This is a genomic window from Aquabacterium sp. T101, from assembly GCF_057219775.1.
In genome coordinates this window covers 144,090-170,181 of the sequence record NZ_JBXVVZ010000007.1, presented here as the reverse complement: position 1 = coordinate 170,181, position 26,092 = coordinate 144,090, and the positions used below count along the sequence as shown (strand labels likewise).

24 protein-coding genes are annotated in these 26,092 nt (G+C 72.8%); 17 read left to right on the top strand and 7 right to left on the bottom strand.

All coding sequences use genetic code 11. The features are described from left to right. Nucleotides 1–3: 3 nt before the first annotated feature. Together AC2EAQ_RS16345 and AC2EAQ_RS16340 are read right to left on the bottom strand one after the other, a co-directional pair. Nucleotides 4–693, bottom strand: a complete 690-nt coding sequence (locus AC2EAQ_RS16345) for an ABC transporter ATP-binding protein (RefSeq protein ID WP_484645412.1) — start codon at nt 691–693, stop codon at nt 4–6. Continuing rightward, nucleotides 686–1,948 (bottom strand): lipoprotein-releasing ABC transporter permease subunit, encoded by a 1,263-nt coding sequence (locus AC2EAQ_RS16340; RefSeq protein ID WP_484645480.1) that lies wholly within the window; start codon nt 1,946–1,948, stop codon nt 686–688. The genes AC2EAQ_RS16345 and AC2EAQ_RS16340 overlap by 8 nt, the downstream gene beginning before the upstream one ends. 70 nt (nt 1,949–2,018) lie before the next feature. Between AC2EAQ_RS16340 and AC2EAQ_RS16335 the strand changes: the two genes are divergently transcribed. After that, nucleotides 2,019–2,933 (top strand): hypothetical protein, encoded by a 915-nt coding sequence (locus AC2EAQ_RS16335; protein WP_484645411.1) that lies wholly within the window; start codon nt 2,019–2,021, stop codon nt 2,931–2,933. Continuing rightward, entirely contained in the window at nt 2,930–4,675 is a 1,746-nt protein-coding gene (gene recJ / locus AC2EAQ_RS16330; RefSeq protein ID WP_484645410.1) for a single-stranded-DNA-specific exonuclease RecJ, read from the top strand. Before AC2EAQ_RS16335 ends, recJ begins: the two co-directional genes overlap by 4 nt. Nucleotides 4,676–4,690: 15 nt before the next feature. Here recJ and AC2EAQ_RS16325 read toward each other — a convergent pair whose 3' ends face one another. Then, entirely contained in the window at nt 4,691–5,425 is a 735-nt protein-coding gene (locus AC2EAQ_RS16325; protein WP_484645409.1) for a hypothetical protein, read from the bottom strand. A 22-nt stretch (nt 5,426–5,447) separates the two neighbouring features. Then, nucleotides 5,448–6,536 (bottom strand): hypothetical protein, encoded by a 1,089-nt coding sequence (locus AC2EAQ_RS16320; protein ID WP_484645408.1) that lies wholly within the window; start codon nt 6,534–6,536, stop codon nt 5,448–5,450. 149 nt (nt 6,537–6,685) lie between these two features. Between AC2EAQ_RS16320 and AC2EAQ_RS16315 the strand changes: the two genes are divergently transcribed. The 7 genes from AC2EAQ_RS16315 to AC2EAQ_RS16285 all read left to right on the top strand — a co-directional run bounded on the left by AC2EAQ_RS16315 (nt 6,686) and on the right by AC2EAQ_RS16285 (nt 16,121). Further along, nucleotides 6,686–8,266 carry a phospholipase D-like domain-containing protein gene (locus AC2EAQ_RS16315; RefSeq protein ID WP_484645407.1) on the top strand — a complete coding sequence of 527 codons (1,581 nt, stop codon included), beginning with the start codon at nt 6,686–6,688 and terminating at the stop codon, nt 8,264–8,266. Nucleotides 8,267–8,271: 5 nt separating this feature from the next. Next, the gene (locus AC2EAQ_RS16310; RefSeq protein WP_484645406.1) at nt 8,272–10,122 is read left to right on the top strand and encodes a hypothetical protein; all 1,851 of its coding nucleotides are present in this window, start codon (nt 8,272–8,274) and stop codon (nt 10,120–10,122) included. A gap of 69 nt (nt 10,123–10,191) precedes the next feature. Beyond that, a complete protein-coding gene (locus AC2EAQ_RS16305; RefSeq protein WP_484645405.1) occupies nt 10,192–12,321 on the top strand; it encodes an acetyl-CoA hydrolase/transferase C-terminal domain-containing protein in 2,130 nt (709 codons plus the stop codon). Nucleotides 12,322–12,389: 68 nt separating this feature from the next. After that, entirely contained in the window at nt 12,390–13,604 is a 1,215-nt protein-coding gene (locus AC2EAQ_RS16300; protein WP_484645404.1) for a PQQ-dependent sugar dehydrogenase, read from the top strand. A 45-nt stretch (nt 13,605–13,649) separates the two neighbouring features. Continuing rightward, entirely contained in the window at nt 13,650–14,768 is a 1,119-nt protein-coding gene (locus tag AC2EAQ_RS16295) for a PQQ-dependent sugar dehydrogenase (protein WP_484645403.1), read from the top strand. Between the two features lie 46 nt (nt 14,769–14,814). After that, nucleotides 14,815–15,639, top strand: coding sequence for a shikimate dehydrogenase (aroE, locus tag AC2EAQ_RS16290; RefSeq protein ID WP_484645402.1), 825 nt, complete (start codon nt 14,815–14,817; stop codon nt 15,637–15,639). Nucleotides 15,640–15,668: 29 nt separating this feature from the next. Then, the gene (locus tag AC2EAQ_RS16285) at nt 15,669–16,121 is read left to right on the top strand and encodes a type II 3-dehydroquinate dehydratase (RefSeq protein ID WP_484645401.1); all 453 of its coding nucleotides are present in this window, start codon (nt 15,669–15,671) and stop codon (nt 16,119–16,121) included. A 45-nt stretch (nt 16,122–16,166) separates the two neighbouring features. On the opposite strand, the gene AC2EAQ_RS16280 is transcribed toward AC2EAQ_RS16285, so the two are convergent. After that, the gene (locus tag AC2EAQ_RS16280) at nt 16,167–16,610 is read right to left on the bottom strand and encodes a universal stress protein (protein WP_484645400.1); all 444 of its coding nucleotides are present in this window, start codon (nt 16,608–16,610) and stop codon (nt 16,167–16,169) included. 72 nt (nt 16,611–16,682) lie between these two features. Then, nucleotides 16,683–17,474 carry an IclR family transcriptional regulator domain-containing protein gene (locus AC2EAQ_RS16275; protein WP_484645399.1) on the bottom strand — a complete coding sequence of 264 codons (792 nt, stop codon included), beginning with the start codon at nt 17,472–17,474 and terminating at the stop codon, nt 16,683–16,685. 171 nt (nt 17,475–17,645) lie between these two features. Here AC2EAQ_RS16275 and AC2EAQ_RS16270 point away from each other — a divergent pair, with 171 nt between their 5' ends. From AC2EAQ_RS16270 to AC2EAQ_RS16255, 4 genes are read left to right on the top strand one after another with little or no spacing between them, the layout of a single operon-like run. Further along, nucleotides 17,646–18,521: a branched-chain amino acid ABC transporter permease gene (locus AC2EAQ_RS16270; RefSeq protein WP_484645398.1), complete on the top strand. Its 876-nt coding sequence runs from the start codon at nt 17,646–17,648 to the stop codon at nt 18,519–18,521. Continuing rightward, nucleotides 18,518–19,504 carry a branched-chain amino acid ABC transporter permease gene (locus tag AC2EAQ_RS16265; RefSeq protein WP_484645397.1) on the top strand — a complete coding sequence of 329 codons (987 nt, stop codon included), beginning with the start codon at nt 18,518–18,520 and terminating at the stop codon, nt 19,502–19,504. Before AC2EAQ_RS16270 ends, AC2EAQ_RS16265 begins: the two co-directional genes overlap by 4 nt. Further along, complete coding sequence (locus AC2EAQ_RS16260; RefSeq protein WP_484645396.1) at nt 19,501–20,247, top strand: ABC transporter ATP-binding protein; 747 nt, start codon at nt 19,501–19,503, stop codon at nt 20,245–20,247. Before AC2EAQ_RS16265 ends, AC2EAQ_RS16260 begins: the two co-directional genes overlap by 4 nt. Before the next feature lie 4 nt (nt 20,248–20,251). After that, nucleotides 20,252–21,001: an ABC transporter ATP-binding protein gene (locus tag AC2EAQ_RS16255; RefSeq protein ID WP_484645395.1), complete on the top strand. Its 750-nt coding sequence runs from the start codon at nt 20,252–20,254 to the stop codon at nt 20,999–21,001. 10 nt (nt 21,002–21,011) lie between these two features. Here AC2EAQ_RS16255 and AC2EAQ_RS16250 read toward each other — a convergent pair whose 3' ends face one another. Next, a complete protein-coding gene (locus tag AC2EAQ_RS16250) occupies nt 21,012–21,920 on the bottom strand; it encodes a helix-turn-helix domain-containing protein (RefSeq protein WP_484645394.1) in 909 nt (302 codons plus the stop codon). 117 nt (nt 21,921–22,037) lie between these two features. Here AC2EAQ_RS16250 and AC2EAQ_RS16245 point away from each other — a divergent pair, with 117 nt between their 5' ends. Genes AC2EAQ_RS16245 through AC2EAQ_RS16230 form a run of 4 tightly spaced genes read left to right on the top strand, consistent with a single transcriptional unit; the run spans nt 22,038 to nt 25,753 of the window. Next, complete coding sequence (locus tag AC2EAQ_RS16245; RefSeq protein ID WP_484645393.1) at nt 22,038–22,889, top strand: SDR family NAD(P)-dependent oxidoreductase; 852 nt, start codon at nt 22,038–22,040, stop codon at nt 22,887–22,889. After that, nucleotides 22,886–24,613, top strand: a complete 1,728-nt coding sequence (locus AC2EAQ_RS16240) for an FAD-dependent oxidoreductase (RefSeq protein WP_484645392.1) — start codon at nt 22,886–22,888, stop codon at nt 24,611–24,613. The genes AC2EAQ_RS16245 and AC2EAQ_RS16240 overlap by 4 nt, the downstream gene beginning before the upstream one ends. Further along, nucleotides 24,603–24,953 carry an NIPSNAP family protein gene (locus tag AC2EAQ_RS16235; RefSeq protein ID WP_484645391.1) on the top strand — a complete coding sequence of 117 codons (351 nt, stop codon included), beginning with the start codon at nt 24,603–24,605 and terminating at the stop codon, nt 24,951–24,953. Before AC2EAQ_RS16240 ends, AC2EAQ_RS16235 begins: the two co-directional genes overlap by 11 nt. Next, a complete protein-coding gene (locus tag AC2EAQ_RS16230; RefSeq protein WP_484645390.1) occupies nt 24,950–25,753 on the top strand; it encodes an SDR family NAD(P)-dependent oxidoreductase in 804 nt (267 codons plus the stop codon). Before AC2EAQ_RS16235 ends, AC2EAQ_RS16230 begins: the two co-directional genes overlap by 4 nt. Nucleotides 25,754–26,092: the final 339 nt, after the last annotated feature.

The window sequence follows — 26,092 nt, the reverse complement described above, 5'->3', positions numbered from 1 at the left end:
GGCTCAGCCCAGCACGCCGCGCACCAGCCGCCGCACCGCGCCGCAGCGCGCGGCCAGCTGCTCGTCGTGCGTGACCAGCACGAAGGCCGTGCCGTCGGCCGCGGCCAGGTCAAGCATCAGGCGGAACACGCCGTCGGCGGTCTCGCGGTCGAGGTTGCCGGTGGGCTCGTCGGCCAGCACGCAGGCCGGCCGCGTGACCAGCGCGCGCGCGATCGCCACGCGCTGACGCTCGCCGCCGGACAGCTCGGACGGGCGGTGCTGCCCGCGCGCGGCCAGGCCCACCTTGGCCAACGTGTCCGCCGCCGCGACGCGCGCCTCCGCCAGCCCCATGCGGCGGATGCGCAGCGGCATCGCCACGTTGTCGAGCGCGGTGAACTCCGGCAGCAGGTGGTGGAACTGGTAGACGAAGCCCAGGTGGCGGTTGCGCCAGGCGCCTTGCGCGGCGGCGTCCATCGCGGAGAAGTCGCGGCCGGCCAGCTGCACCCGGCCGGCACTCGGCGCGTCCAGCCCGCCCAGCAGGTGCAGCAGCGTGCTCTTGCCCGAGCCCGAGGCGCCGACGATGGCCAGCGTCTGGCCGCGGCCGACGTCCAGGTCCACGCCGCGCAGCACCTGCACGTCCAGTTCGCCGTCGTGGAAGCGCTTGGCCAGCCCCTGGCAGGCCAGCACCGGGCCCGGCGCCGAAGGTTCACTCATAGCGCAGCGCCTCGGCCGGGTTGACGCGGCTGGCGCGCCAGCTCGGGTACAGCGTGGCCACGAAGGCCAGCGCCAGAGAGATCAGCGCGATCGGCACGATGTCGCTGGCCAGCGGCAGGCTCGGCATGCGGCTGATGACGTAGATGCTCGCCGGCAGGAAGCTGGTGGACAGCAGCCGTTCCAGCGCCGGCACGATCACGTCGACGTTGAACGCGATGGCCAGGCCCAGCGCGACGCCCGCCGCCGTGCCGACGATGCCCGCCAGCGCGCCCTGCACGACGAAGATCGCCATCACCGAGCGCGGGCTGGCGCCCAGCGTGCGCAGGATCGCGATGTCGGCGCGCTTATCGGTCACCGTCATCACCAGCGTGCTGACGAGGTTGAACGCCGCCACCGCGACGATCAGCGTCAGGATGATGAACATCAGGCGCTTCTCGAGCTGCACCGCGTCGAACCAGTTGCGGTTGGTGCGGGTCCAGTCGCGCACCGCCAGGCCGGGCGGCAGCGCGACGGCGATCTGCGAGGCCACGGTGCGCGCGGCATGCAGGTCGGTCAGGCGCAGCTGCACGCCGGTGGCGCCGCCGGTGCGCAGCAGCGTGGCCGCGTCGTCCAGGTGCACCAGCGCATAGGCGCTGTCGTAGTCGTAGTGGCCGCTGTCGAAGGTGCCGGCCACGGTGAAGGCCTTCAGGCGCGGCGCCACGCCCGCCGGCGTGACCTGGCCCGACGGCGTGACCACGGTGACGCTGTCGCCCGCGCGCACGCCCAGCGAGCGCGCCAGCTCCACGCCGAGCACGATGCGCCAGGCGCCGGGCTGCAGCTGGGCGAAGGCGCCGTCCTTCATCTGCGCGCCCAGCGGCGTGACCGAGGCCTCCTCGGCGGGCACGATGCCGCGCAGCAGCGCGCCGCGCATCTCGTCGCCTCGCGCCACCAGCACCTGCGCCGACACGTAGGGCGCGGCGCCCTGCACCTGGCCCGCGGCCGCGCGTCGCGCCGCGTCGGCGGTGGCACGCCAGTCGGCCAGCGCGGTGCCCGACGGGTCGAACAGCTCCACGTGCGCGATCACGCTGAGCATGCGGTCGCGCACCTCCTTCTGGAAGCCGTTCATCACCGACAGCACCACGATCAGCGCCGCGACGCCGAGCGCGATGCCCAGCATCGAGATCAGCGAGATGAACGAGATGAAGCCGTTGCGGCGACCGCTGCGGCCGGCGCGCACGTAGCGCCAGCCGATCTGCCACTCGAAGGGGGTGCCCAGGTTCATCCGGCCGGCATCCTACCGGAGGGGCCGGATCACCCACGGCGAAGGGGGCTCGGATAATCCGCCGGTGCACCTGATCGTTCCCTTTGCCGCGCGCGCCGCGGCGTCGCCCGAGGCGCAGCGCGAAGCGCTCGCGGGACTGAGCCTGCCCCATCTGCAGGCCTGGTGCGACCGCGCGGCCGTGACCGGGCGCGACGACGGCGACGACGACACGCCGTCGCTGCCGCACGAGCGCGCCCTGGCGCGCGCGCTGGGCTGGCCCGTGGATGCGCCGCTGCCCTGGGCGGCAAGGCTGGCCGCCGCCGACGGCGTGGACGTGGGCACGCGCCCGTGGGGCCTGCTGACGCCGGTGCACTGGCGCGTGGGCACCGACGCGGTGCACCTGGCCGACCCGCGCGAGCTGGCGCTCGACGCGGCCGCCTCACGCGCCGCGTTCGACGCGGTGCGCCCGCTGTTCGACAGCGAGGGCTTCACGATGGCCTGGGGCGCGCCGCTGCGCTGGTATGCGTCGCACCCGATGCTGGCCACGCTGTCCACCGCGTCGATCGAGCGCGCGGTGGGCCGCAACGTGGACCGCTGGCTGCCGGCCCAGCGCGAGGCCCGCCTCGTGCGCCGGCTGCAGAACGAGGTGCAGATGCTGCTGCATGCGCACCCGCTCAACGCCGCGCGCGAGGCGGCCGGCGCGCTGGCGCTGAACTCGTTCTGGCTGTCAGGCTGCGGCGTGCGCCGCGACGAGGCCGCACACGACGCCGTGCTCGACGAGCGCCTCGTCGCACCCGCCCTGGCCGGCGACGGGCCGGGCTGGGCCGAGGCCTGGGCCGCGCTCGACGCGACGATCGGCGAGCGCAAACCGACGCGCATCACGCTATGCGGCGAGCGCTCGTCGGTGACGCTGGCGCCCGCCGCGCCGACGCTCTGGCAGCGTCTCGTCCGCCCCTTCCAACCCGCGCGCCCCGTGCGCGACCTGCTCGCCACCCTGTGACCGAACCGCTGCTCGACACCCGCGACGTCCCCCCTCGCACCGCCCATGCCCTGGAAGGCGCCGGCGTGCATCCGCTGCTGGCGCGCCTGTTCGCCGCACGCGGCGTGAAGAGCGCCGACGAGCTCGACGACGGCCTGGCGCGACTGCTGCCGCCCGCCACGCTGGCGGGCATCGACGACGCGGCGCGCCTGCTGGCCGACGCCATCGACGCGCGCAAGCGCCTCTGCATCGTGGCCGACTACGACTGCGACGGCGCCACCGCCTGCGCCGTGGCCCTGCGCGGCCTGGCCATGCTGGGCGCCGCGCCGGGCACGGTGGGCTACGTGGTGCCCGACCGCACGGTCCACGGCTACGGCCTCACGCCGGCCATCGTGGACCTGGCCCTCGCACACCGCCACGGCCGGCCGGACCTGCTGGTCACGGTGGACAACGGCATCGCCAGCTTCGACGGCGTGGCGCACGCGCGCGCGCAGGGGCTGGCCGTGCTGGTGACCGACCACCACCTGCCCGCGCTGGTGGACGGCCGGGTGCGCCTGCCCGACGCCAGCTGCATCGTCAACCCGAACCAGCCGGGCTGCCCGTTCGAGAGCAAGGCGCTGGCCGGCGTGGGCGTGATGTTCTACGTGCTGCTGGCCACGCGCGCCGAGCTGCGCGCGCGCGGGCGCTTCGACGCCGCATCGCAGCCCCGGCTGGACGCGCTGCTCGACCTGGTGGCGCTGGGCACCGTGGCCGACGTGGTGAAGCTCGACGCGAACAACCGCCGCCTCGTGGCGCAGGGGCTGCGCCGCATCCGCGCCGGGCGCATGGTGCCGGGTCTGGCGGCGCTGTATGCGGTGGCGCGGCGCGAGCCGGCGCGCGCCGCGGCCTTCGACTTCGGCTTTCTGCTCGGGCCGCGCGTCAATGCCGCGGGCCGGCTGGCCGACATGACGCTGGGCATCGAGTGCTTGAGCACCGACGACCCCGGCCGCGCCGCCGAACTGGCGCAGCAGCTCGACGCCATCAACCGGGAGCGGCGCGAGGTGGAGGCGGGCATGCGCGAGCAGGCCGAGGCCGCGCTGGAGCACCTGGTGCCCGAGGAGGGCGACGACGGCGCGCCGCCCGCCGTGGCCCTGTTCGACCCCGACTTCCACGAGGGCGTCGTCGGCATCGTGGCCGGTCGCCTGAAGGACCGCCTGCACCGACCGACCTTCGTGTTCGCGCTGGCACAGGACGGCTCGCTCAAGGGCTCGGGCCGGTCGATCCCCGGCTTTCACCTGCGCGACGCGCTGGACCTCGTGGCCAAGCGGCACCCGGGCGTGCTCAAGCGCTTCGGCGGGCATGCGATGGCCGCCGGCTGCACGCTCGACGAGGAGCACTTCGACACCTTCGACACCGCGCTGCAGCAGGTGGCGCGGGAGTGGCTCGACGCGGCCACGCTGACGCGCCGGCTGCTGACCGACGGGCCGCTGGCGGCCGAGTACTACAACGCCGAGACGGTGGGCACGCTGGAGGCCCAGGTATGGGGCCAGGCCTTCGAACCGCCGCTGTTCTGCGACGTGGTGGACGTGGTCGGCCAGCGACTGGTGGCCGACAAGCACCTCAAGCTGCGCGTGCGCCATCTCGGGCAGGTGCGCGAGGCGATCTGGTTCGGCCGCACCGAGCCGCTGGGCGAGCGCGTGCGGCTGGCCTACCGCCTGTCGCTCGACGAATGGCAGGGCCAGCAGCGCGTGCAGATGGTGGTCGAGGCCGCCGTGCCGGCCTAGGGGCGGCGTGGCGGCTCAGCCGCCGGTGAGCAGCGCGTCGGGGATCTCGTAGCGCTCGTCGCTGCCCACGCGCACCAGGGTGACGTCGCCGCTGCGCTCGCCGCTCACCGCGTCGAAGGTGTCGGCCGCCACCGGCTGGCCCTTCACGAACAGCACGCGCCGCACCAGGCCGGCAGCGGCGCGCAGTTCCACCGTGGCCGTGGCGTCATTGCCGCGGCGCACCACGTAGGCGTCGCAGCGGCCCCCCGCGGCGTGGCAGGGCACGCTGGCCTGCGCGTGGTACTGGGTGCCCTTGATCTTCGCGTCGCGCGCGCCGGGCAGCGCGGCCAGCGGTGCGCCGGTCACGGCCACGTCGATCGTGTAGCGCGCGGTCTCGCCGCGCCGCGCCGCATTGCGCATCAGGTACACGCTGACCGCATAGGTGCCGTCGGTGGGCAGCCGCAGCGTCGCCTCGTTGCCGCTGGTGCTGCCGACGAACATGGCCCAGGGCGCCCCGGCCAGGCCGACGTTGAAGTAGGCCGACGCGTTGGAGCCGCTCATCGTCACCTTCAGCGTCTGGCCGGCTGCCGCGCGAACGCGGTAGACCACCGTGTCGCTGCCGGCCAGCGAGCCGGTCAGCTGGCGGCTGCTCTGGCCCTTGGCGAAGTTCACGTCCTGGCTGCGGTCGGCGGCGCCGGCCGGCGCCGTGCCCAGGGCGAAGGCAAGCGCCAGCAGCGCGGCTCTGGCCGCCGGGTCGATGCGAAGCTTCATCGTGGGGTCTCCTGGTAGCGGGTCAGGGCATCTCGGCCACGGTCCAGCGCATCATCGCGCGAAACAGCGCCTCGCGCGGATAGTCGCGGCCCGACGCGGTGGCGCGCACGATCGGGTTCGGATGCCGGTTGCGCGGCAGCGCCACGTCCCAGTGGTCGGCGCGCGCCTCGGCCAGCAGCGCACCGCCCGGCAGCACGGCATCGGCGGCGATCATCTGCCCGTCGTTGCGCGGATCCACCTGCGCCAGCAGGCGCTGCGTGGCCTGCAGCAGCGGCGCCGTCTCCTGTGGCGTCGCATGGGCGACCACCGAGAACCGGGCCAGGCCGGCGGGCAGCGGGTTGACGGCCATCCAGCGCAGGCGTTCGCGGCGCGTGATGCCGGCCACCTCGCCGCCCTCGGACGGCGAACAGTCGAAGGGCGAGATGCGGCCGGCCACGGCGCCGTAGAGCGCCTCGTAGCGGTCGGCCAGCGGGGTGCCCATCACCACGCCGGCCACCGACACCAGGGCCAGCGGCACGCCCGCGCCGTCGCGCGCCAGCTCGGTCACGGCATGCAGCGCGTCGGTGGTGCCCTTGGAATACGTCAGCAGCACGATGCGCTGCACCCCGGCCTGGCGTGCCAGGGCCCGAACCGCCTCCGCCAGGCGCTCGCCGTTGCGCTGCGGCGAGCCGCGGCCGGGCAGGTTGGCCAGCCGTACCGAATGCAGGCCCAGGTCGGCGTACTGCGCATAGGCCGCCTCGGCCTCGTCCTCGCGCGCACGGCGCACGCCATCGCCGAAGGGCACCGACTGGTCGTCGACGCAGTCGCCGAACAGGCCGGGCACCACCAGCACGGCCGTGCCGGCGCGGCGCGCGGCAAAGCGTCGCTCGATCCGTTCCAGCGCCGGTTCGGCGTGCGCGCCGGCCGGCCCGTGCAGCCAGTCGTCGCTGGTCGCGTCGGGGGTGCGACGCCGCAGCTCGCGGAGGAACAGGGCACCGAACGCCGGCCGGGCGTCGGTGACGCCCGCCGCCGCCAGCGGCAGGCTCACCGCGGGCGGGTCCTGCGGCTGGTAGGCCAGCAGCGGCGCGGACGAGCAGGCGGCCAGCACCACGGCGAGTGCGGTCGCGGCCACGGCGCGGCCCGCCGCCCCGGGTCGCACCGGCGTCCTGCCCGCACCTTCCGTCATCGGTTCCTCCCGTCCTGGGCCCGGCCGCGCGTCGCGGCCGGGCAACCCCCGCATGGTGCCGCAAGGCGGCGCCCGATACAGTGCCGGCACATCCCATGGTTCGAATTCCGACGCTCGTGCCCTTCTGGAACGCTGCGCTGCGAGCGTTGGCCGCCGGCCTGCTGGTGCTGTCGGCCGCCGGCTGCGCCACGGCGCCGCCGCTGCCGCGGCCGCCGCCCGGCCAGGCGCTGGCCCCGGCGTCGGACGGCCCGCTGGCCGACGTGGAACGCGCGTTTGCCGCGCGCCACGGCGAAGCGGCCTCGGGATTTCGACTGCTGCTGGCCAACCAGGACGCCCTGGCGTGGCGCCTGGCCGTGGTGGACTCGGCCCGCCAGTCGCTGGACCTGCAGTACTACGTGTGGTTCGGCGACAAGGTCGGGCAGCTGCTGCTGGCACGCGTGGTGGCCGCCGCCGAACGCGGCGTGAGGGTGCGGCTGCTGTTCGACGACCTGAACACGCTGCTGCACGACATGGGCAGCGTGGAGCTGCGCGACGAGGCGCTGGCGCAGCTGGACCGCCACCCCAACATCGAGATCCGCGTCTTCAATGCCTGGCGCGAGCGCGGGCTCATCGGCCGGGCCGCAGAGTCGGTGTGGGACTTCGAGCGCCTGAACCGGCGCATGCACAACAAGCAGATGGTGGCCGACAACCGCACCGCGATCCTCGGCGGGCGCAACATCGGCGACGAGTACTTCGGCCTGAACGCGCAGTTCAATTTCCACGACCTCGACGTGCTCGGCGTGGGCCCGGTGGCGCGGCAGGCCAGCGCGGTGTTCGACCGCTACTGGAACAGCGACTGGGTGCGGCGCATCCCGCGCGCGGCCCCGGGCAGCGCGGCGCCGGCGCCGTCGGCCGCCGCGCGCGCGGCAATGCAGGCCCTGCAGACCGACGCCCGCGCCCGCCTGGAACTGGCGGGTCAGCGGTCCTGGGCCGGCGAGATGGCCGGACTGGCAGCGTCGCTGCATCCGGGCCGCAGCGCGGTGCATACCGACTCGCCGTCGCGCGATCCCGCCACGCGCAACCACATGCCCGACGCGTTCCGCGAACTGCTGCTCAGTGCGCGGCGCGAGGTGCTGATCACCAACGCCTACATCATTCCCGACGCGCGCTTCCTGGACGACCTGCGCCGCCTGACGGCCCGCGGCGTGTCGGTGCGCATCCTGACCAATTCGCTCGCCTCGCACGACGTGCCGGCGGTGAACAGCCACTACGAGACCTGGCGCCGGCCGATCCTGCAGGCCGGCGTGGCACTGCACGAGCTGCGCCCGGACCCGGCCGTCAAGGCCACCCTGGTGGACACCGCGCCGGTGCGGTCGCGCTTCGTCGGGCTGCACACCAAGGCGATGGTGATCGACCGCGAGCGGGCCTTCGTCGGCTCGATGAACCTCGACCCGCGCTCGGAGGTGATCAATGCCGAGATGGGCGTGCGGGTCGACGGCACGCCGCTGGCGCGGGCCCTGGCCGACGCCATGGAGCGCGACTTCCAGGGCGCGAACAGCTGGCGCGTCGAGCTTCGCGGCGACGGTTCGCTGCAGTGGCACAGCGACGCCGGCACGCTGACGCGGCAGCCGGCGCGGACCGCCTGGCAGCGGGTGGAGAACCTGGTGTTCAAGCTGTTCCCGCCCAGCCTGTACTGACCGACATGGAACGCCCTGCCCCCGCCCAACCGAGCTTGCCGAGCCGCGCGGCGCGACTGGCCGTCGCCGGCCTCGCGCTGCTGCTGGGCGCCTGCGCCGGCTTCGTGCCGCAGAAAGGCCCCGGTGCCGAACCGCCGGGCACCTACCGCGACCTGACGCGGCCGTTCATCGCGGTGGGCGACACGCAGGAGCACGAGTCCACCGGCTATCCGCTGCACGACAACGACAGCGCGGTGGACGCCTTCGTCGAGGTGGCGCAGCGCCCGCCGGAGCAGCCCCTGTTCGGGCGCCGCATCCTGGAGTGGGCGCTGCAGCGGCATCCGGGCGAGCCCTACGTGCACCTGGGCGACGTGATGGACCTGTCGTGCCGCTCGGAAGCCGAGCGCATGACGCGCATCTTCCGCGACGCCGGACGCCCCGGCGCGATCCTGCCGGGCAACCACGACGGGCTGATGTTCGGCATCTACGGCTACAACATCCTCGACGCGGTGCTCGACACCGACGCGCAGCGCTGGAACCGCGCCTGCCGGCGCGGCGCCGCCCCCGACGACAGCCGGCACCGCGGCGCCGACGAGGCGCTGAGCAAGCGCGGCTTCATCCAGCTCTACCTCCGCGAGCACGCGCAGCGGATGCGCGACGCGCCCGGGCTGACCGTGCCGCCGGACCGCGGCGAGCATCGCGTGAGCTGGCGCAACCCGGCGCCCGACGCATTCCTGGCGGCGGTCGAAGCCCGGCTGCTCGACGGCTACCGCTATGCCGACTCGTTCCTGGCACAGCTGCTGCGCCTGCCGCGGGCGCCCGGCGCCCCGCGCGGCGTGGTCATCGTCGGGCTCGACACCAACCAGGCCGGGCCGCTGGTCAGCGCCTGGGACACCGTGATGGGCCGCAGCCCCGGCAGCGTCGGCCACGTGCACAACGACCAGGTCGACGCCGTGCGCCCCTGGGTGGAGGCGGCGGCGCGGCGCGGCGACATCGTGGTGTTCGCCGGGCACCACAACTGGCAGTCGCTCGGCCTGCCGTCGCGCCTGCTGCTGCGCCACCTGATGTACACGCTGGACCATCCGCTGGTGTACCTGTCGGCCCATACCCACCGCGGCTTCTGGGCGCTGCACACGGCGATCGACCGCCGCCCGCTGCTGGAGCTCAACGTGAGCTCGCTGTCGGACTGGCCGATCGCCTACCGCCGCATCGCCTTCGCCTGGGACGACCAGGCGCGCCGGCTGCTCGTGCGCGGCGAACTGATGCCCAACGCCGGCCGCGCCGTGCGCTCGGACGCCGAGCTGATGGCGGCCTGGGAGGACGAGGCCTGCAGCCGCATCGGCCCCGACCCGGCCGCGTTCAGCGCGTTCGACCGCGGCCTCGTGCAGCGCCAGCGCGACCAGCGCGGCAGCCTGCTGGAGTGGCTGGTGTCCACGCTGGCGCCGGTGTGCGAGAGCTGCGAGGACCTGCTCTACGCCCACGCGCATGCCTACCAGAACGCGATGCTCGACGCGATCCTGCAGCTGGCCACGCACCTCGGGCAGCGCGCCCACGGCCTGTACGACGCGGCGCTGCCGGGCTTCTGCGGCGACACCGACTTCTTCGACTGCGCGCGCTCGCTGCAGGCCACCCGCTACACCGACTTCGCCAGCCACGTGGCGCTGTTCCGGCGCAAGGCCACGCTGAGCGACCTGCTGGGCAGCCGGCTCGACGACCTGCGCTCGCCCCAGGCCTCGTCGTACATGACCTGCCGGGCCGTGCAGGCCGCGCGGGTCGACTTCGACCTGACACCCGAGGGCCGCAACAACCACCGCGGCGAGGCCAACCGCCGCGCCGAGCAGTTCTTCCGCGTCGAGGCCAGCGTCGGCATGGACTGACGCAGCGCAAACCCGAGCGCGCGGCGGCGGCTCACAGTGGAAGACGTTCCTCTTCCACCGGAAAGCACCATGACCGCCGACGCCAAGCCCCTGTTCATCGACCGCATCGACGCCGCGGTCGATCATGTGCTCGACACCGTGCAGGGCGATATCGTGCTCGGCCTGCCGCTGGGCATCGGCAAGCCCAACCCGTTCGCCAATGCGCTGTACCGCCGCATCAAGGCCAACCCGGCGCGCCGGCTGCGCATCGTGACCGCGCTGTCGCTGGCCAGGCCGGTAGGCAAGAGCGAGCTGGAGCAGCACTTCCTCGAGCCCCTGGTCGAGCGCCTGTTCGGCGACTACCCGGACCTCGACTACGTGCGCGACCTGCGGGCCAACGCGCTGCCGCCCAACGTGGAGGTGCGCGAGTTCTTCATGAAGACCGGCGACTGGCTCGGCAACGCCGTGGCCCAGCAGGGCTACATCTCCACCAACTACACCTTCGTCGCGCGCGACATGGGCGTCCAGGGCATGAACGTGATCGCGCAGGCGGTGGCCGCGCGAGGCGACGGCGACGACCTGCGCCTGTCGCTGTCGAGCAACCCTGACGTCACCTTCGAGGTGATCGAGCGCTATGCCGAACTCGGCAAGCCGCTGCTCAAGGTGGGCGTGATCAACCGCAGGATGCCCTTCATGCCCAACGGCGCCGAGGTGGCGCCATCGATGTTCGACGTGGTCGTGACCGACCCGCAGGCCACGCACACGCTGTTCGGCGCGCCCAACAACAAGGTCAGCGCGGCCGACTACGCCATTGGCCTGCATGCGGCCAGCCTGGTGGAAGACGGCGGCACGCTGCAGATCGGCATCGGCTCGCTGGGGGACGCGATCGCGCAGGCGCTGATCGTGCGCGACCGCCACGGCGCCGAGTACCGGCGCCTGCTCGAGTCTCTGTGCCCGGACGGCCTGGACGGCCGCCTCACCGGGCGCTTCGACCGCGGCCTGTACGGCTGCTCGGAGATGTTCGTCAACGGCTTCCTGCGCCTGATCGAGGCCGGCATCATCCGGCGCGAGGTGTTCGGCGACGTGGTGCTGCAGCGGCTGGTCAACAGCGGCCGCATCGTCGACGAGACCGTCACCCCAGACACGCTGCGCGCGCTGCTCGAGGCCGGCCGCGTCCACGGCCCGCTGACGGCCGACGACCTGGCCTTCCTGCAGCACTACGGCGTGCTGCGCGCCGACGTGCGCCTGGACGGCGCGGTGCTGGTGGCTGGCGCCGAGCGCTTCAGCGCCGACCTGCGCGACCCGGCCGCCTTCGACGCCGTCGCCGCGCGGCTGCTCGGCCCGCGCCTGATGCACGGCGTGTTCATGACCGGCGGCTTCTTCCTCGGCCCGCAGGACTTCTACGAGCGCCTGCGCAGCATGGCGCCGGCGGACCTGGCCCGCATCGACATGACGCGCATCGACTTCATCAACCAGCTCTACGGCCAGGGCGAGCTCAAGCGCGCGCAGCGCACCAAGGCGCGCTTCATGAACACCACGATGATGGTCACCGCGCTGGGCGCCGCGGTGAGCGACGCGCTCGACACCGGCGAGGTGGTCAGCGGCGTGGGCGGGCAGTACAACTTCGTGGCGATGGCGCATGCGCTGCCCGACGCGCGGCTCGTGATGATGCTGCGCGCCACCCACGAACACCGCGACGGGCCGCGCTCGTCGATCGTCTGGAACTACGGTCATGTGACGATCCCGCGGCACCTGCGCGACATCGTGGTCACCGAGTACGGCGTGGCCGACCTGCGCGGCCAGCCCGACTCGGAAGTGATCCAGCGCCTGATCGCGGTGGCCGACTCGCGCTTCCAGGACGACCTCGTGCGCGCGGCCAAGCGCCACGGCAAGCTGCCGGCCGGCTACGCGGTGCCCGAGCGCTACCGGCGCAACCTGCCAGACGTGCTGCAGGCGACGCTGCACCCCTGGGCCGAGGCCGGCCTGCTGCCGGACTTCCCCTTCGGCACCGACCTCACCGACGACGAGCTGCACATCGTGCGCGCCCTGAAGAAGCTCAAGCACGCCAGCCAGCACCCGATGGAGCTGGTGCAGATGGCGGTGCGCAGCCTGTGGGAGGGCAAGGAGGCGCCCCACGCCTACCTGGAGCGCCTGGGCCTGGACGACGCGCACAGCTTCAAGGACCTGTTCGTGCGCCGCCTGTTCGCCGGCAACCTGTAGCGCGCGGTCGCCGGCGCCGCTTGCAGTTGGTTGCAGGCCGGTCGCCGAAGCACCGTACGCTCGCGCCGATGGACGATCCCTCGCGTCGACGCCTGCTGGCCCTGGGGGCCGCCTTCACCCTGGCCGCGGCCGGCGGCACCGGCTGCGGTGGCGGGGGCGGTGACCCCGGCTCGCCCGCGCCCCCACCCCCTCCTCCTCCGCCGCCACCGCCGGCCGGCCCGCCGACGGCCACGCTGCTGGGCGTGACGCTGACCAGCCCCTGGGGCCTGGCGTTCCTGCCCGACGGGCGCATGCTGGTCACCCAGCGCGCCGGATCGATGGTGATCGTGTCGGCCGACGGCGCGTCGGTGCTGGCCACGGTGAGCGGCGTGCCCGCCGTGAACAGCGGCGGCCAGGGCGGCCTGCTCGACGTGCAGCTCGACCCCGACTTCGCCACCGACCCGTGGGTGTACTTCACCTACGCCGAGGACGGCACTGGCGGCTCGGGCACCGCACTGGCGCGCGGGCGCCTCGTGGGCAATGCGCTGCAGAACGTGTCGGTGCTATGGCGCCAGGCGCCCAAGGTGAGCGGCGGCAACCATTACGGTTCGCGCATCGCCTTCCGCCCCGACGGCACGCTGTTCGTCACCGCCGGCGACCGCGGCCAGGACGACCCGTCCGTGCCGGGCACGCAGTGGGCGCAGAACGTCGCGCGCACCCAGGGCAAGGTGGTGCGCCTGAACCGCGACGGCAGCATCCCGACGGACAACCCGTCCTTCGGCGCCGGGGCACTGCCGGGCCTGTGGAGCCGCGGGCACCGCAACCCGCAGGGCGCGGCGGTGCGGCCGGGCACCAGCGACCTGTGGCTCACCGAGCACGGGCCGCAGGGCGGCGACGAGGTCAACCGCGTGCTGCCCGGGCGCAACTACGGCTGGCCGCTGGTGAGCTACGGCTGCCCCTACGGCGCGCCGGTGGGCGACGCCTGCCGCGTCGGCGGCGGCACGCACGCACCCACCTACGAGGAACCGAAGTCGTTCTGGGTGCCGACCTCGATCGCGCCGGGCGGCATCGCGTTCTACACCGGCAACGGCTTCCCCGAGTGGCAGGGCCACCTGTTCGTCAGCGCGCTGGCGACCCAGACCCTGTGGCGCCTGGTGATCGACGCCGGCAACACCGTCACGCTGCGCGAGGAGGTGGCTGCGGCCAAGGCGCTGAACCGCCGCATCCGCCATGTGCGCCAGGGGCCGGACGGCTGGCTCTACCTGCTCACCGACGACGGGCGCATCGCGCGGCTGGCGCGCTAGCCTGCGGGCGGGTGGGGTCTTGCCGGACTGGGCACCATCGGGCCCATGAAACGACGCACCTTCTCGACCCTGCTGGCCACCGGCGCCGCACTGGGCCCGCTGGCGCCCGCCCGCGCCCGCGAACCCGACCTCAAGCCCGTGATGGTGGCGCGCGGCCTGGACCACCCCTGGGGTCTGGCCTTCCTGCCCGACGACCGCCTGCTCGTGACCGAGCGGCCCGGCCGCATGCGCATCGTCGAGCGCGACGGCCGCCTGGGCGCCCCGCTCGCCGGGCTGCCAAAGGTGTTCACCAGCAGCCAGGGCGGCCTGCTCGACGTGGTGCTGCATCCGAAGTTCGCGGACAACCGGCTCGTCTACTGGAGCTTTGCCGAGCCCGGCGAGGGCGGCGCCGGCACCGCGGTGGCGCGGGCCCGCCTCGACGGCGGGAGGCTGGCCGACGTGCAGGTGGTGTTCCGACAGATCTCCAAGGTCGGCGGCGGCAACCACTTCGGGTCGCGCCTGGTGTTCGCGCGCGACGGCCGCCTGTTCGTCACGCTCGGCGACCGCTTCCACCGCAAGGACGACGCGCAGACGCTGGACAACCACTTCGGCAAGATCGTGCGCATCGAGGACGACGGCCGCGTGCCGGCCGACAACCCGTTCGTCGGCCGCGCCGGCGCGCGGCCGGAGATCTGGAGCTACGGCCACCGCAATGTGCAGGGCGGGGCGCTGCATCCGGTCACCGGCGAGCTGTGGACCACCGAGCACGGCCCGCAGGGCGGCGACGAACTGAACGTGGTGGCCGCCGGCGCCAACCATGGCTGGCCGGTCGTCACCTATGGGCGCAACTACGGCAGCGGCACGCGCATCGGCGAAGGCACGGAGCGCGCCGACGTGGTGCCGCCGCTGCGCCACTGGGTGCCGGTGTCGGTGGCGCCGTCGGGCCTGGCCTTCCTGACCAGCGACCGCTACGGCCCGGCCTGGAAGGGGCAGCTGTTCATGGGCACGCTGCGCGCCGAGAAGCTGGTGCGGCTCGAACTCGACGGCCGCCGCGTGCTGGCCGAGCATGCGCTGCTGGTCGACCGTCGCGCCCGCCTGCGCGACGTGCGCCAGGGGCCCGACGGCTGGCTCTACGTGCTGACCGACAGCGAGGACGGACAGATCCTGCGCCTGGAACGCCCCTGAGGCGTCGCGCGTGGCCCCAGAATGGCAGGGTCCGACGCACCCTGCCATGACCGACCGCTACGCCCTCTTCGGCCATCCCCTCGGCCACAGCAAGTCTCCGCTGATCCACAACGGCTTCGCCGTGGCCCTGGGCCACGACGTCCATTACGGCCTGGTCGAGGCGCCGCTGGGCGGCTTCGCGCCGGCGGCCCTCGCCTTCCGCGACGGCGGCGCCAAAGGCTGCAACATCACCACGCCGTTCAAGCTCGACGCGTTCGCGCTGGCCACGCAGCGGCTGCCGCGCGCCGAGGCGGCGGGGTCGGCCAACTGCCTGAAGTTCGAGCCCGACGGCCGTATCCTGGCCGAGATGTTCGACGGCATCGGCCTGGCGCACGACGTGGAACACAACCTTGGCCTGCCGATGCGCGGCAAGCGCGTGCTGGTGCTGGGCGCCGGCGGCACGGTGCGCGGCATGCTGGAGCCCTTCCTGGCGGCGCAGCCCGCGGCCCTGGTCGTGGCCAACCGCACGGCGGCCAAGGCGCACGAGCTGGCGGCGCTGTTCGCCGCGCACGGCCCGGTGGCCGGCTGCGGCCTCGACGACCTGGGCGGCGAGCGCTTCGACATCGTGCTCAATGCCACCAGCGCCACGCTGGCCGGGCAGGCGCTGGCCGTGCCGCCGTCGGTGTTCGCCGGCGCGGCGCTGGCCTACGAGCTGGCCTACGGCAAGGGCCTGACGCCCTTCCTGCGCGCCGCGCGCGAGGGCGGCGCGGCACGCCTGGTCGACGGCGTGGGCATGCTCGTCGAGCAGGCGGCCGAGGCCTGGCTGTGGTGGCGCGGCGTGCGTCCGCCCACGCGGGCAGCCATCGATGCGCTGACAATCCCGCTGGTCTGACCCCTTACCCCTTCCTCCCGGAGCCCGCGATGGCACACAAGATCCTGATGCTGCACGGCATCAACCACGGCATGTTCGGCAAGCGCGACCCGAAGCAGTACGGCACCATCACGCTGGCCCAGATCGACGCGCAGCTGCAGGCCCTGGGGCGCGAGCTGGGCGCCGACGTGGAAAGCTTCCAGACCGACAGCGAAGGCGACATGTGCCGCCGCATCCATCAGGCCTACACCGAGGGCAAGGACGCGGTGCTGATCAATGCCGGCGCCTGGACCCACTACAGCTACGGCATCCGCGACGCGCTGGCGATCCTGACCTGCCCGATCGTCGAACTGCACATGAGCAACATCCACGCGCGCGAGCCGTTCCGCCACGTGTCGGTGTTCGCCGAGATCGTCAAGGGACAGATCTGCGGCTTCGGCGTCGACAGCTATCTGCTCGCGCTGCGCGCGGCGGTGTCGGCGGTCGAGGCAGCGCGCGCCTAGGCGCAGCGGCCACGCGCCCGCCCCCGGCGAGCGGGCGGGCCCCGGTCAGTGCAGCACCAGCACCGGCACCTTGGTGCGCGCCAGCACGTTGCGCGTGTGCGACCCGAACAGCAGGCCGCCGAAAGCGCCGCGGCCATGCGTGACCATCACGATCATGCCGGCGTCCAGCTCGTCGGCCAGGTCGGCGATCGCCGCGTCGATGCGGTCGGTGCGCTGGTGGCGACCGGAGAACGTGACGCCCGCGTTCTGTGCCCGCTCGCCGAAGGTGGCCAGCAGGTCGTGCGCGTGGGTGTCGGTGGCCACCTCGTGCCGCGCCGTGCGGCGCTGGTAGTTGCGCAGGTTCGTGCTCATGTCCGGCAGCGGCATCTCCGGCTCGGCGATGAAGCCGACGATCGACGCGCCGAGCTGGCGCGCCAGGCCGATGCTCTCGGTCATGGCGCGCTCGGACAGTTCGGTGCCGTCCAGCGGCACGAGCAGGTTCTTGATCATGTTCGCTCCTCGTTGCATGACTCGCAGCCACTCTAGGCCGCGCCGGCACCGGGCCGTTTGAGGAGCCTCAAGTCAGAGCAGCGGCCGCACCGAGCGCGCCGCTTCCTGCAGCGGCTGCAGCACCACCTCCAGCATGTGCGCGCTGTCGCGGTAGGCCGTCATCGGCATCGTGGAGCCGACCGCCCCGACGCAGCGGCCCTTGCGGTCGAGCAGCGCCACCGACATGCCGCGCAGGCCCGGGTCGAGCGACGACTCGGTGTGCCAGTACTCGAGCTGGCGCGCCTGCAGCACCTGGGCCCGGAACTCGGCCGGGTCGACCGTCGTCCACGGCGTGAAGCGCACGAAGTCGTGCTCGGCGATCCAGGCGTCGAGCGCGGCATCGTCCAGCCGCGACAGCGCGATGTAGCCCGGCGTCACCACGTGCGCAGGGATGCGCACGCCCACGTTGTAGCCGATGGTCACCCAGCGCGGCGGGCTCGAGCGCGCCACGTACACGATCTCGTGGCCGTCGAGCACGCTGACGTTGACGGTGTGGCCGATCTGCGCCGACACGCGCTGGATGAAGGGCTGCACGATGCGCGGCAGGCGGGCCGTGCCGAGGTAGCTCTCGCCCAGGCGCAGCACCCGGGGCGAGAGCCAGAACTGGCGCCCGTCGGTGGCGGCGTAGCCGTAGTGCACCAGGCTCAGGAGGTAGCGGCGCGCCGCGGTGCGGGTGAGCCCCGCGCGCTCGGCGGCCTCGCTCGCGTTGAGCTGCGGATGGTCCTCGTCGAAGGCCTCGATCAGGCGCAGCCCCTTGCCCAGGCCTTCGACCAGGTCGCGTTTCTCGATGGGCGCATGCGTGGCCCGCGATGAGCGTTGCGGCATAAGGACTTACCCGTGAAGCGAACGGTTATCGCGCAAGGTGCGCGATTATCGCGCGTTCAGGGTGGATACGCCTTGCCAGTGGCAGGCCGGCTTTCTATCGTCGCGCTCCGCGCCCGCCGCAGGAGAAACGACCCATGCCCCACACCGCCCCGCGACGCCGACGCCGCTGACATGACCGACTTCCTCCAACTCACGATCTCCGGCATGGCCACCGGATCGATCTACGCCCTGGCGGCGCTGGGCTTCACCCTGCTGTGGCAGGCCAGCGGCACGATCAACTTCGCCCAGGGCGAGTTCGTGATGCTGCCGGCCTTCATGATGCTGGCCTTCGGCGCCATGGGCTTCCCGCTGCCGATGGCCTTCCTGGCCACCTGCTGCGTGGCGGTGGTGGTGCTGGGCTGGGCCTTCAAGCGCGGCATCGCCGACCCGCTGCTGCGCTACGGGCTGATGCCCATCGTGGTGGCCACCATCGGCCTGTCCATCGCGGCGCGCAACGGCATCCGCGCCGGCTACTCGGCCGAGGCGCATCCGTTCCCGTCGATGTTCGCCAACAAGCTGTTCACCGTGGCGGGCATCAACGTGACGCTGGCCGACATCGGCACGCTGCTGCTGGCGCTGGGCCTGGTGCTGGCGACGCAGGCCTTCCTGGCCCGCACCGTCACCGGCCGCGCGATGCAGGCGGTGGCCCAGAACACGGAGAGCGCCACCGTGCTGGGCATCAACGTGCCGCGCATGATCTTCTACACCTTCGCGATCAACGCGGTGCTGGCCTGCGCCGCCGCGCTGCTGGTCACGCCGACCTACCTCGCCAAGTTCGACATGGGCGAGTCGCTGGGCACCAAGGCGTTCTTCGCCGCGATCATCGGCGGCTTCAACAACAGCCGCGGTGCGCTGCTGGGCGGCGTGATCGTCGGCGTGAGCGAGAACCTCGCCGCGGCCTACATCTCGCCGGCCTACAAGGACGCCGTGGCGCTGATCATCTTCATGATCGTGATCCTGTTCAAGCCGCAGGGCCTGCTCGGCAAGAAGGTGGAGCGAAAGGTATGAACAAGCTTCACCTGGCAATCGGGCTCGTGCTCGCCGCCGTCCTGCTGTTCGTGCCGCCCTTCCTCAAGAACTACGGCGTCTACCTGTTCAGCTACTGGCTCGTGTTCGTCATCGCGACGATGGGCCTGAACCTCACCATCGGCTACGCCGGCCAGAAGAGCCTGGGCCATGCCGCGTTCTTCGGCATCGGCGCCTACACGGTGGCGATCCTGCTCAAGGCGGGCATCAGCTTCTGGATCGGGCTGCCGCTGGCGATGCTGGGCTGCTTCCTCATCGGCCTGGGCCTGGGCTTCCCGGCGCTGCGCGTGCAGACGATCTACCTCGCCTTCGCCACGCTGGGCTTCAACACCGCGCTGTGGCTGGTGATGCGCAACGAGGAATGGCTCACGGGCGGCACCTTCGGCATCAACAACATCGCGCGGCCCGAGCTGTTCGGCCTGAGCCTGAACAGCAACCTGTCGTACTACTACTTCGTGCTCGGCGTCACCGTGATCATGTGCGCGCTGCTGTGGAAGCTGCTGGCGTCGCCCTGGGGCAAGGCGTTCACCGCGCTGCGCGACAACCCGATCCGCGCCGAGAGCCTGGGCGTCAACATCCAGGCCTACACGCTGCTCAGCTTCGCCATCGGCGCGGTGTATGCCGGCGTGGCGGGCGCGCTGTTCGCGCCGCTGGTGGAGTTCATCGAGCCCGCGCCCTTCACCGTGGGCGCGTCGATCATGATGTACCTGATCGTCGTCGTCGGCGGCGCCGGCTACTTCTTCGGGCCGCTGCTCGGCTCGGCGGTGGGCGTGATCCTGCCCGAATGGCTGCGCTTCGCCCAGGGCTGGTACCTGTTCGTGTTCGGCACCGCCGTCGTGCTGCTGATGCTGTGGCTGCCCGACGGGCTGCTGTCGATCCCCGACAAGCTGCGCGCCCGGCGCCTGGCGCGCGAGGCCTCGCAGGCCCGCGCCGAGGCCGCCGCCAAGGTCGGAGCCCAGCCATGACCGGCCCCGTGCTCAAGGTGAGCGGCCTGAAGAAGGCCTACGGCGCCATCAAGGCCGTGGACGGCGTGAGCTTCGAGGTCATGCCCGGCGAGATCTTCGGCGTCATCGGGCCCAACGGCTCGGGCAAGACGACGATGTTCAATTCGGTGCTCGGCCAGATCGACCCGGACGAAGGCCGCATCGAGCTCAACGGCCAGGACATCACCGGCCTGAGCCCGCAGCAACTCAACCAGCGCGGCGTGGGACGCACCTTCCAGACCCTGCAGGTGTTCGGCAAGATGACCGTGCGCGACAACCTGCTGGTGGCCGCACAGGAGCATCACGGCTCGATGTGGAGCCGGATGTTCGCGCCCGGCGACTCGGGCCTGGGCGACAAGGCCGACGCGCTGATCGACCAGTTCCGCATCCGCCATGTGGCGCACAAGAAGGCCGGCGAGCTGAGCTACGGCCAGCAGAAGCTGGTGGACATCGCGATGGCCTTCATGAGCGACCCCGACCTGGTGCTGCTCGACGAGCCCTGCGCCGGCGTCAACCCGAGCCTGGTGGGCGGCATCAGCACGCTGCTCAAGGAGCTGAACCAGACCCGCAAGGGCAGCTTCGTCGTGATCGAGCACAACATGGACTTCGTGATGGACCTGTGCCACCGCATCCTGGTGATGGTCGAAGGCAAGGTGCTGGCCGTCGGCACGCCGGCCGAGATCCGTGCCAACCGCCAGGTGCTCGACGCCTACCTCGGGAACTGAGCCCATGACCGACACCACCGCGATCGAGTTCGAGGACGTGCTGGCCGGCTACGGCGAGTTCATGATCCTCAACAACCTGAGCTTCAAGGCGCAGCGCGGCAAGATCACGCTACTGCTCGGGCCCAACGGCGCGGGCAAGAGCACCGTGCTCAAGACCCTGTTCGGCCTGCTCAAGGTGCGCCAGGGCCGCGTCCGGCTCGAAGGCCGCGACATCACCGGCGCCACCGCCAAGCAGCTGCTCACCGAGCACGGCGTGGCCTTCGTGCCGCAGGGGCGCAACCTGTTCGGCCAGCTCTCCGTGTTCGAGAACCTGGAACTGGGCGGCATCACGCTGGGCATGAAGACCACGCACGAGCGCATCCCCGAGGTGCTGGACCTGTTTCCGCGCGTCAAGGAGCGGCTGCACAGCGCCGCGTCGTCGCTGTCGGGCGGCGAACAGAAGCAGCTCGAAGTGGGCCGCGCGCTGCTGCTGCGTCCCAAGGTGCTGCTGATCGACGAGCCCAGCATCGGCCTGTCGCCACTGGTGGTGGCCGACGTGTTCCGGCTGCTGCGCCGGCTCGCCGACGAGCAGGGCGTCACCGTGCTGATGGTCGAGCAGAACGTCAAGAGCGCGCTGAAGCTGGCCGACGATGCGATCGCGCTGGAGTCGGGCCGCCTCGTGCTGCACAAGCCCGCCGGCGAGCTGCTGGCCGACCCGAACATCGAGCGCCTGTTCCTCGGCGGCGCGCACGCGCCAGCGCCCGCCTCGGCCTGAGGCGCGGGCGCTAGGCGCCCGGCCCGGTGGGCCCGGCCAGCCGGCGCCGCCCCGCGACGCGGAACTCGGTGGGCCGCATGCCGGCGTGCTTGCGGAAGAAGCGGCCGAAGTAGGCCTCGTCGTCGAAACCCAGCTCGGCGGCCACCTGCTTGATGCCGAGCGTGGAGTACACCAGCGAACGCTGCGCCTCCTGCAGCACGCGGGCGTTGACCGCGTCCAGCGGCGAGCAGCCCATGCCGTCGCGGCACAGCCGGCCGAGCTGCCCCGGCGTGACCCCGATCTCGCGCGCATAGCGGGCCACCGGCCAGCGCTCGCGGAAGTGCGCGTCGAGCAGCGCGCGGAAGCGCTCCACGTGCCCGGCCTTGCGAGAGCGCAGGTCGCCGGCCACGCCGACGCCGCTGGCCGCCACCCGGGCGATCTGCACCACCAGCGCCGCCAGCAGCGCCACGCCGGCGGCCGCCTGGCCCACGCCGGTGGTGCGCATCTCGCGCGCGATGGCGTCGAACAGCGGCACCAGCGCGGCGCGGTGGCGTCCGCGCCGGTCCACCGCCAGCACGGCCGGTTCGCGCACATGTCGGCGCAGCTCGGGCGCCAGCGCGTCGAGCAGGGTCTCCAGCGGTCGCTGCGCCGCGGTGACCACCGGGCCGTCGATGTCGCGCCGGAAGCGGAAGCCGTGCACGCACAGCGCCGGCACCACCACCAGGCACGGTGGCTCCAGCACCCAGCGCCGGTCGCCGATCACGGCCTCGCCGCCACCCTTCTCGATGAAGAGCACCTGCAGCATCGCGTCGTGCACATGCGGCTCGATCTCCCAGTTGAACAGGCTCGATCGCTCCGGGATGCGCTCGCAGTGGACGAGGTCGACGCTGCCCGCTGGCGACGGGTCGCCGTAGAGGGATACATGGGGAATGCTTCGCATCGACGTGGCCCGGCCGCGACGGCGCGGCGATGCACGAATTGTCCGGTCATTGGCCGCAACTGTCGATTGCCCCGCCGCACCGGCTCGCCCACCATGCGCCCCGAGGAGACTACGACGATGAGCGACCCTTCCAGGCACTGGCTCGGGCTGACCGGGCGCGTGTGTGCCGTGACCGGCGCGGCCAGCGGCATCGGCCTGGCCACGGCCCAGGCGCTGGGCGCGGCCGGTGCCGCCGTGGCGGTGATCGACCGCAAGACCGACGTGGCCCAGGACGTGGCGAAGGCCATCGCCGCCGCGCATGGCGTGCCCACGGTGGGCGTGGGCTGCGACATCGCCGACGAGGCGGCGGTGCGCCACACCGCGCTGCGCGTGCGCGAGACCCTCGGCCCGGTGTTCGGCCTCGTCAACAACGCCGGCTTCCTGCGCGCCGGCTCGCTCGACGAGGGCAGCCTCGACGACTGGAACGCCGTGCTCGCGGCCAACCTCACCGGTCAATGGCTGTGCGCGCGCGAGTTCGGGCGCGACATGCTGCACGTGGGGCGCGGCGCCATCGTCCACGTGTCGTCGATCGCCGCGCTGCACCCGCAGACGCGCAGCGGCGCCTACAGCCCGAGCAAGGCGGGCGTGCTGCTGCTGAACAAGCAGCTGGCCGCCGAGTGGGGACCGCGCGGCGTGCGCAGCAATGCGGTGTGCCCCGGCATGATCCGCACCGCGCTGTCGGCGAAGTTCTACGAGGTGCCCGGCTTCGAGGCCGCGCGCGCCGCCGTCACCGCCTGCCGCCGCGTCGGCGAGCCGCAGGACATCGCGGACCCGGTGCTGTTCCTGCTGTCCGATCGCGCCGCGTATGTCAACGGCACCGAGCTGCTGGTCGACGGCGGCCTGCAATGCATGCTGATGGACATGGTGCCGCGCCCCGGCTTCAACCAGACCACCACCCCGGCCCACGCCGGCACCGGAGTACCCCGATGAAAGAAACCCTCGACTGCGACGTGCTGGTGATCGGCTCCGGCGCCGGCGGCCTGTCCACCGCGATCACCGCGCGCAAGGCCGGCCTGGACGTGATCGTGGCCGAGAAGGAGCCGGTGTTTGGCGGCACGACGGCGTTCTCCGGCGGCGTGCTGTGGATCCCGGGCTCGTCGCACGGTCGCAGGCAGAACGCCGCCGACACGCGCGAGGCGGCGCGCGAGTACCTGCGCCACGAGTGCGGCGCGTTCTTCGACGCGGCGGCGGTGGACACCTTCCTCGACCACGCCCCGGCGATGGTGGAATGGTTCGAGCGCGAGACCAGCGTCAGGTTCGTGCCGACGCTGTATCCCGACTACCACCCCACGGTGCCGGGCGGCGTCGACATCGGCCGATCGATCCTGGCCGCGCCGTTCGACATCCGCGAACTCGGGGCCGACATGGCGCGGCTGCGGCCGCCGCTGGCCACCATCACCTTCATCGGCATGATGTTCAACTCGAGCAACGCCGACCTGAAGCACTTCTTCAATGCGACGAAGTCGCTGGCGTCGGCCTGGTACGTGTGCAAGCGCCTCGTCACGCACCTGAAGGAGCTGGCGCTGTACCGCCGCGGCATCCAGGTCACCAGCGGCAATGCGCTGGCGGCGCGGCTGGCCAAGTCCGCACTCGACCTGGGCGTGCCGATCTGGACCTCGTCGCCTGCGAAGCGCCTGGTGTCCGAGCGCGGCGCGGTGCGCGGCGCCGAACTGCTGCGCGACGGCAAGTCGGTCACCGTGCGCGCGCGCCACGCGGTGGTGCTGGCCTGCGGCGGCTTCCCGCACGACCGGCAGCGCATCGGCCGCGCCTACCCGCACCTGGCGCGCGGCGGCGAGCACCACTCGCCGGTGCCCGAGGGCAACACCGGCGACGGCATCGCGCTGGCCGAGGCGGCCGGCGCGCGCTTCGACATCCGCTTCCAGTCGACGTCGGCGTGGATGCCGGTGTCGCGCGTGCCGATGGGCGACGGCCGCATGGGCGTGTTCCCGCACCTGCTGGACCGCTACAAGCCCGGCGTGATCGGCGTCACGCGCCAGGGCCGGCGCTTCTGCAACGAGAGCGAGAGCTACCACGACGTGGGCGCCGCGATGATCGAGGCCTGCGCTGGCGAGCGCGAGTCGGCGATGTGGCTGGTATGCGACCAGGCCGCGCTGTCGAAGTACGGCCTGGGCTACGTGAAGCCGGCGCCGATGCCGGTGGGCCGCTTCCTGCGCAACGGCTACCTGATGAAGGGCCGCACGCTGGCCGAGCTGGGCGCGGCCTGCGGCATCGACGGCGCGCAGCTCGAGCGCACGGTGGCCGAGTACAACGAGGGCGCGGTGCACGGCGAGGACCGACAGTTCGGCCGCGGCCGCACGAGCTTCAACCGCTACCTGGCCGACCCGGCGAACCGGCCGAACCCCTGCGTGGCGCCCATCGGCGCCGGCCCGTACTACGCGGTGAAGGTGGTGATGGGCGACCTGGGCACCTTCGACGGGCTGGCCACGTCGCCCGACGGCCGCGTGCTCGACACGCGGGGCGCGCCGATCGCGGGCCTGTGGGCGGTGGGCAACGACCGCGCGTCGATGATGGGCGGCAACTACCCCGGCGCGGGCATCACGCTCGGCCCCAACATGACCTTCGGCTGGGTCGCCGGCCGTGCCATCGCCGCGCAGGCGCGCGGCACCACCGAGGAGCAGCGCCATGCCGCTTGACGCGTCGCTGACCAAGGCGCTGGTGGACCACCGCGTCTACACGATCGCACCGCGCCGGATGGCCGAGTTCGTCGAGGTGTTCGACCGCCTGGCGATGCCGATCCTGCTGAGCACGCTGGGCACCCCGCTGGGCTTCTGGACCAGCCTGGTCGGGCCGCAGAACCAGTTCGTGCACCTCTGGGGCTACGACAGCCTGGCCGACTACGAGCAGCGCTGCCATGCGCGCGACACGCACCCGGACTTCCCGGCCTACCTTTCGGCGTCGGCCCACCTGATCGTGGCGCAGGAGACGCGGCTGATTCGTCGCCGGCCGATGCCGAGCGTGGAGTCGCGGTCTTGAACCCGGCAGGCACCGCGGGCCGCGTGGCCGTCGTCACCGGCGGTGCCAGCGGCATCGGCTGGGCCACCGCGCAACGCCTTGCCGCCGACGGCCTGCGCGTGGCCATCGCGGACCTGGACGGCGACGCAGCAGCACAGCGTGCCGCCTCGCTCGGGCCGCAGCATCGGGGCCTGGCCTGCGACGTGAGCAGCGAGGCGTCGGTGGCCGACGCCGTGCGCGCGGTGCTGGCCTGGAGCGGCGGCGTGGTGCACGTGCTGGTCAACAACGCGGGCATCGGCGACCAGGCCGCGACGACCGAGCAGCAGCGCGTGGACGCCTTTGACCGCGTGCTGGCCGTGCACCTGCGCGGCACCTTCCTGATGAGCCGCGAGGTCGGCCGCACGATGCTGGCGCAGCGCGACGGTGCCATCGTCAACCTTGGCTCGATCGCGTCGACCCTGGGCATCCCGATGCGCAACGCCTACGGTGCCGCCAAGGCCGGCATCGTGGCGATGACGAAGTCGATGGCCTGCGAGTGGGCCGACCGGGGCGTGCGCGTCAACGCGGTGGCTCCGGGCTACGTGCGCACCGCGCTGGTGGAGGCGCTGGAAGCCAAGGGCGCGCTCAACACCACGTCGATCCACCACCGCACGCCGATGGGCCGCATGGGCCGCCCCGAGGAGATCGCCGAAGCCATCGCGTTCCTGGCGTCGCCGCGCGCGAGCTACATCACCGGCACCGTGCTGGCGGTGGACGGCGGCTGGACAGCGCTCGGCGGCGCCTTGCCGGCCGTGCCGCCGGTAGTGGCGTCGGGGGGTTGAGCGAGGACTGCGGATCTGCCGGCCTGTGGGCCTGCGCGTGGTGCTGCGCGTCGTGGTGGGCGGTGCGCGGCGGCGGCTCCCGCGTCCGCGGTCGTCGCTGCGCGACGACTTCGCTGCGGTGCTCGGGCCGGGGTCGCGCCGCCGAACTCGCTTCGCTCACTGCGTTCGCTGCGCTCGGACAGCCGCGGCGAGTCAGTTCACGAAGCGCGCTCACGCGCGCCGACCCCGGCCCTGCGCGCCTCGCCGCGGCCCAGGGAGCCACCGCCGCGCACCGCCCACCACGAGGCACCGAAGAGGCGTGCCACCCTCGCACGCGAACCCGTGCCTGCCCGCCCGGGC

Coding starts and splice junctions, on each gene's coding strand:
- AC2EAQ_RS16345 (WP_484645412.1), bottom strand. CDS start 693: ATGAGTGAACCTTCGGCGCCGGGCCCGGTGCTGGCCTGCCAGGGGCTG.
- AC2EAQ_RS16325 (WP_484645409.1), bottom strand. CDS start 5,425: ATGAAGCTTCGCATCGACCCGGCGGCCAGAGCCGCGCTGCTGGCGCTT.
- AC2EAQ_RS16315 (WP_484645407.1), top strand. CDS start 6,686: ATGGTTCGAATTCCGACGCTCGTGCCCTTCTGGAACGCTGCGCTGCGA.
- AC2EAQ_RS16310 (WP_484645406.1), top strand. CDS start 8,272: ATGGAACGCCCTGCCCCCGCCCAACCGAGCTTGCCGAGCCGCGCGGCG.
- AC2EAQ_RS16305 (WP_484645405.1), top strand. CDS start 10,192: ATGACCGCCGACGCCAAGCCCCTGTTCATCGACCGCATCGACGCCGCG.
- AC2EAQ_RS16300 (WP_484645404.1), top strand. CDS start 12,390: ATGGACGATCCCTCGCGTCGACGCCTGCTGGCCCTGGGGGCCGCCTTC.
- AC2EAQ_RS16295 (WP_484645403.1), top strand. CDS start 13,650: ATGAAACGACGCACCTTCTCGACCCTGCTGGCCACCGGCGCCGCACTG.
- aroE (WP_484645402.1), top strand. CDS start 14,815: ATGACCGACCGCTACGCCCTCTTCGGCCATCCCCTCGGCCACAGCAAG.
- AC2EAQ_RS16285 (WP_484645401.1), top strand. CDS start 15,669: ATGGCACACAAGATCCTGATGCTGCACGGCATCAACCACGGCATGTTC.
- AC2EAQ_RS16280 (WP_484645400.1), bottom strand. CDS start 16,610: ATGATCAAGAACCTGCTCGTGCCGCTGGACGGCACCGAACTGTCCGAG.
- AC2EAQ_RS16275 (WP_484645399.1), bottom strand. CDS start 17,474: ATGCCGCAACGCTCATCGCGGGCCACGCATGCGCCCATCGAGAAACGC.
- AC2EAQ_RS16270 (WP_484645398.1), top strand. CDS start 17,646: ATGACCGACTTCCTCCAACTCACGATCTCCGGCATGGCCACCGGATCG.
- AC2EAQ_RS16265 (WP_484645397.1), top strand. CDS start 18,518: ATGAACAAGCTTCACCTGGCAATCGGGCTCGTGCTCGCCGCCGTCCTG.
- AC2EAQ_RS16260 (WP_484645396.1), top strand. CDS start 19,501: ATGACCGGCCCCGTGCTCAAGGTGAGCGGCCTGAAGAAGGCCTACGGC.
- AC2EAQ_RS16255 (WP_484645395.1), top strand. CDS start 20,252: ATGACCGACACCACCGCGATCGAGTTCGAGGACGTGCTGGCCGGCTAC.
- AC2EAQ_RS16250 (WP_484645394.1), bottom strand. CDS start 21,920: ATGCGAAGCATTCCCCATGTATCCCTCTACGGCGACCCGTCGCCAGCG.
- AC2EAQ_RS16245 (WP_484645393.1), top strand. CDS start 22,038: ATGAGCGACCCTTCCAGGCACTGGCTCGGGCTGACCGGGCGCGTGTGT.
- AC2EAQ_RS16240 (WP_484645392.1), top strand. CDS start 22,886: ATGAAAGAAACCCTCGACTGCGACGTGCTGGTGATCGGCTCCGGCGCC.
- AC2EAQ_RS16235 (WP_484645391.1), top strand. CDS start 24,603: ATGCCGCTTGACGCGTCGCTGACCAAGGCGCTGGTGGACCACCGCGTC.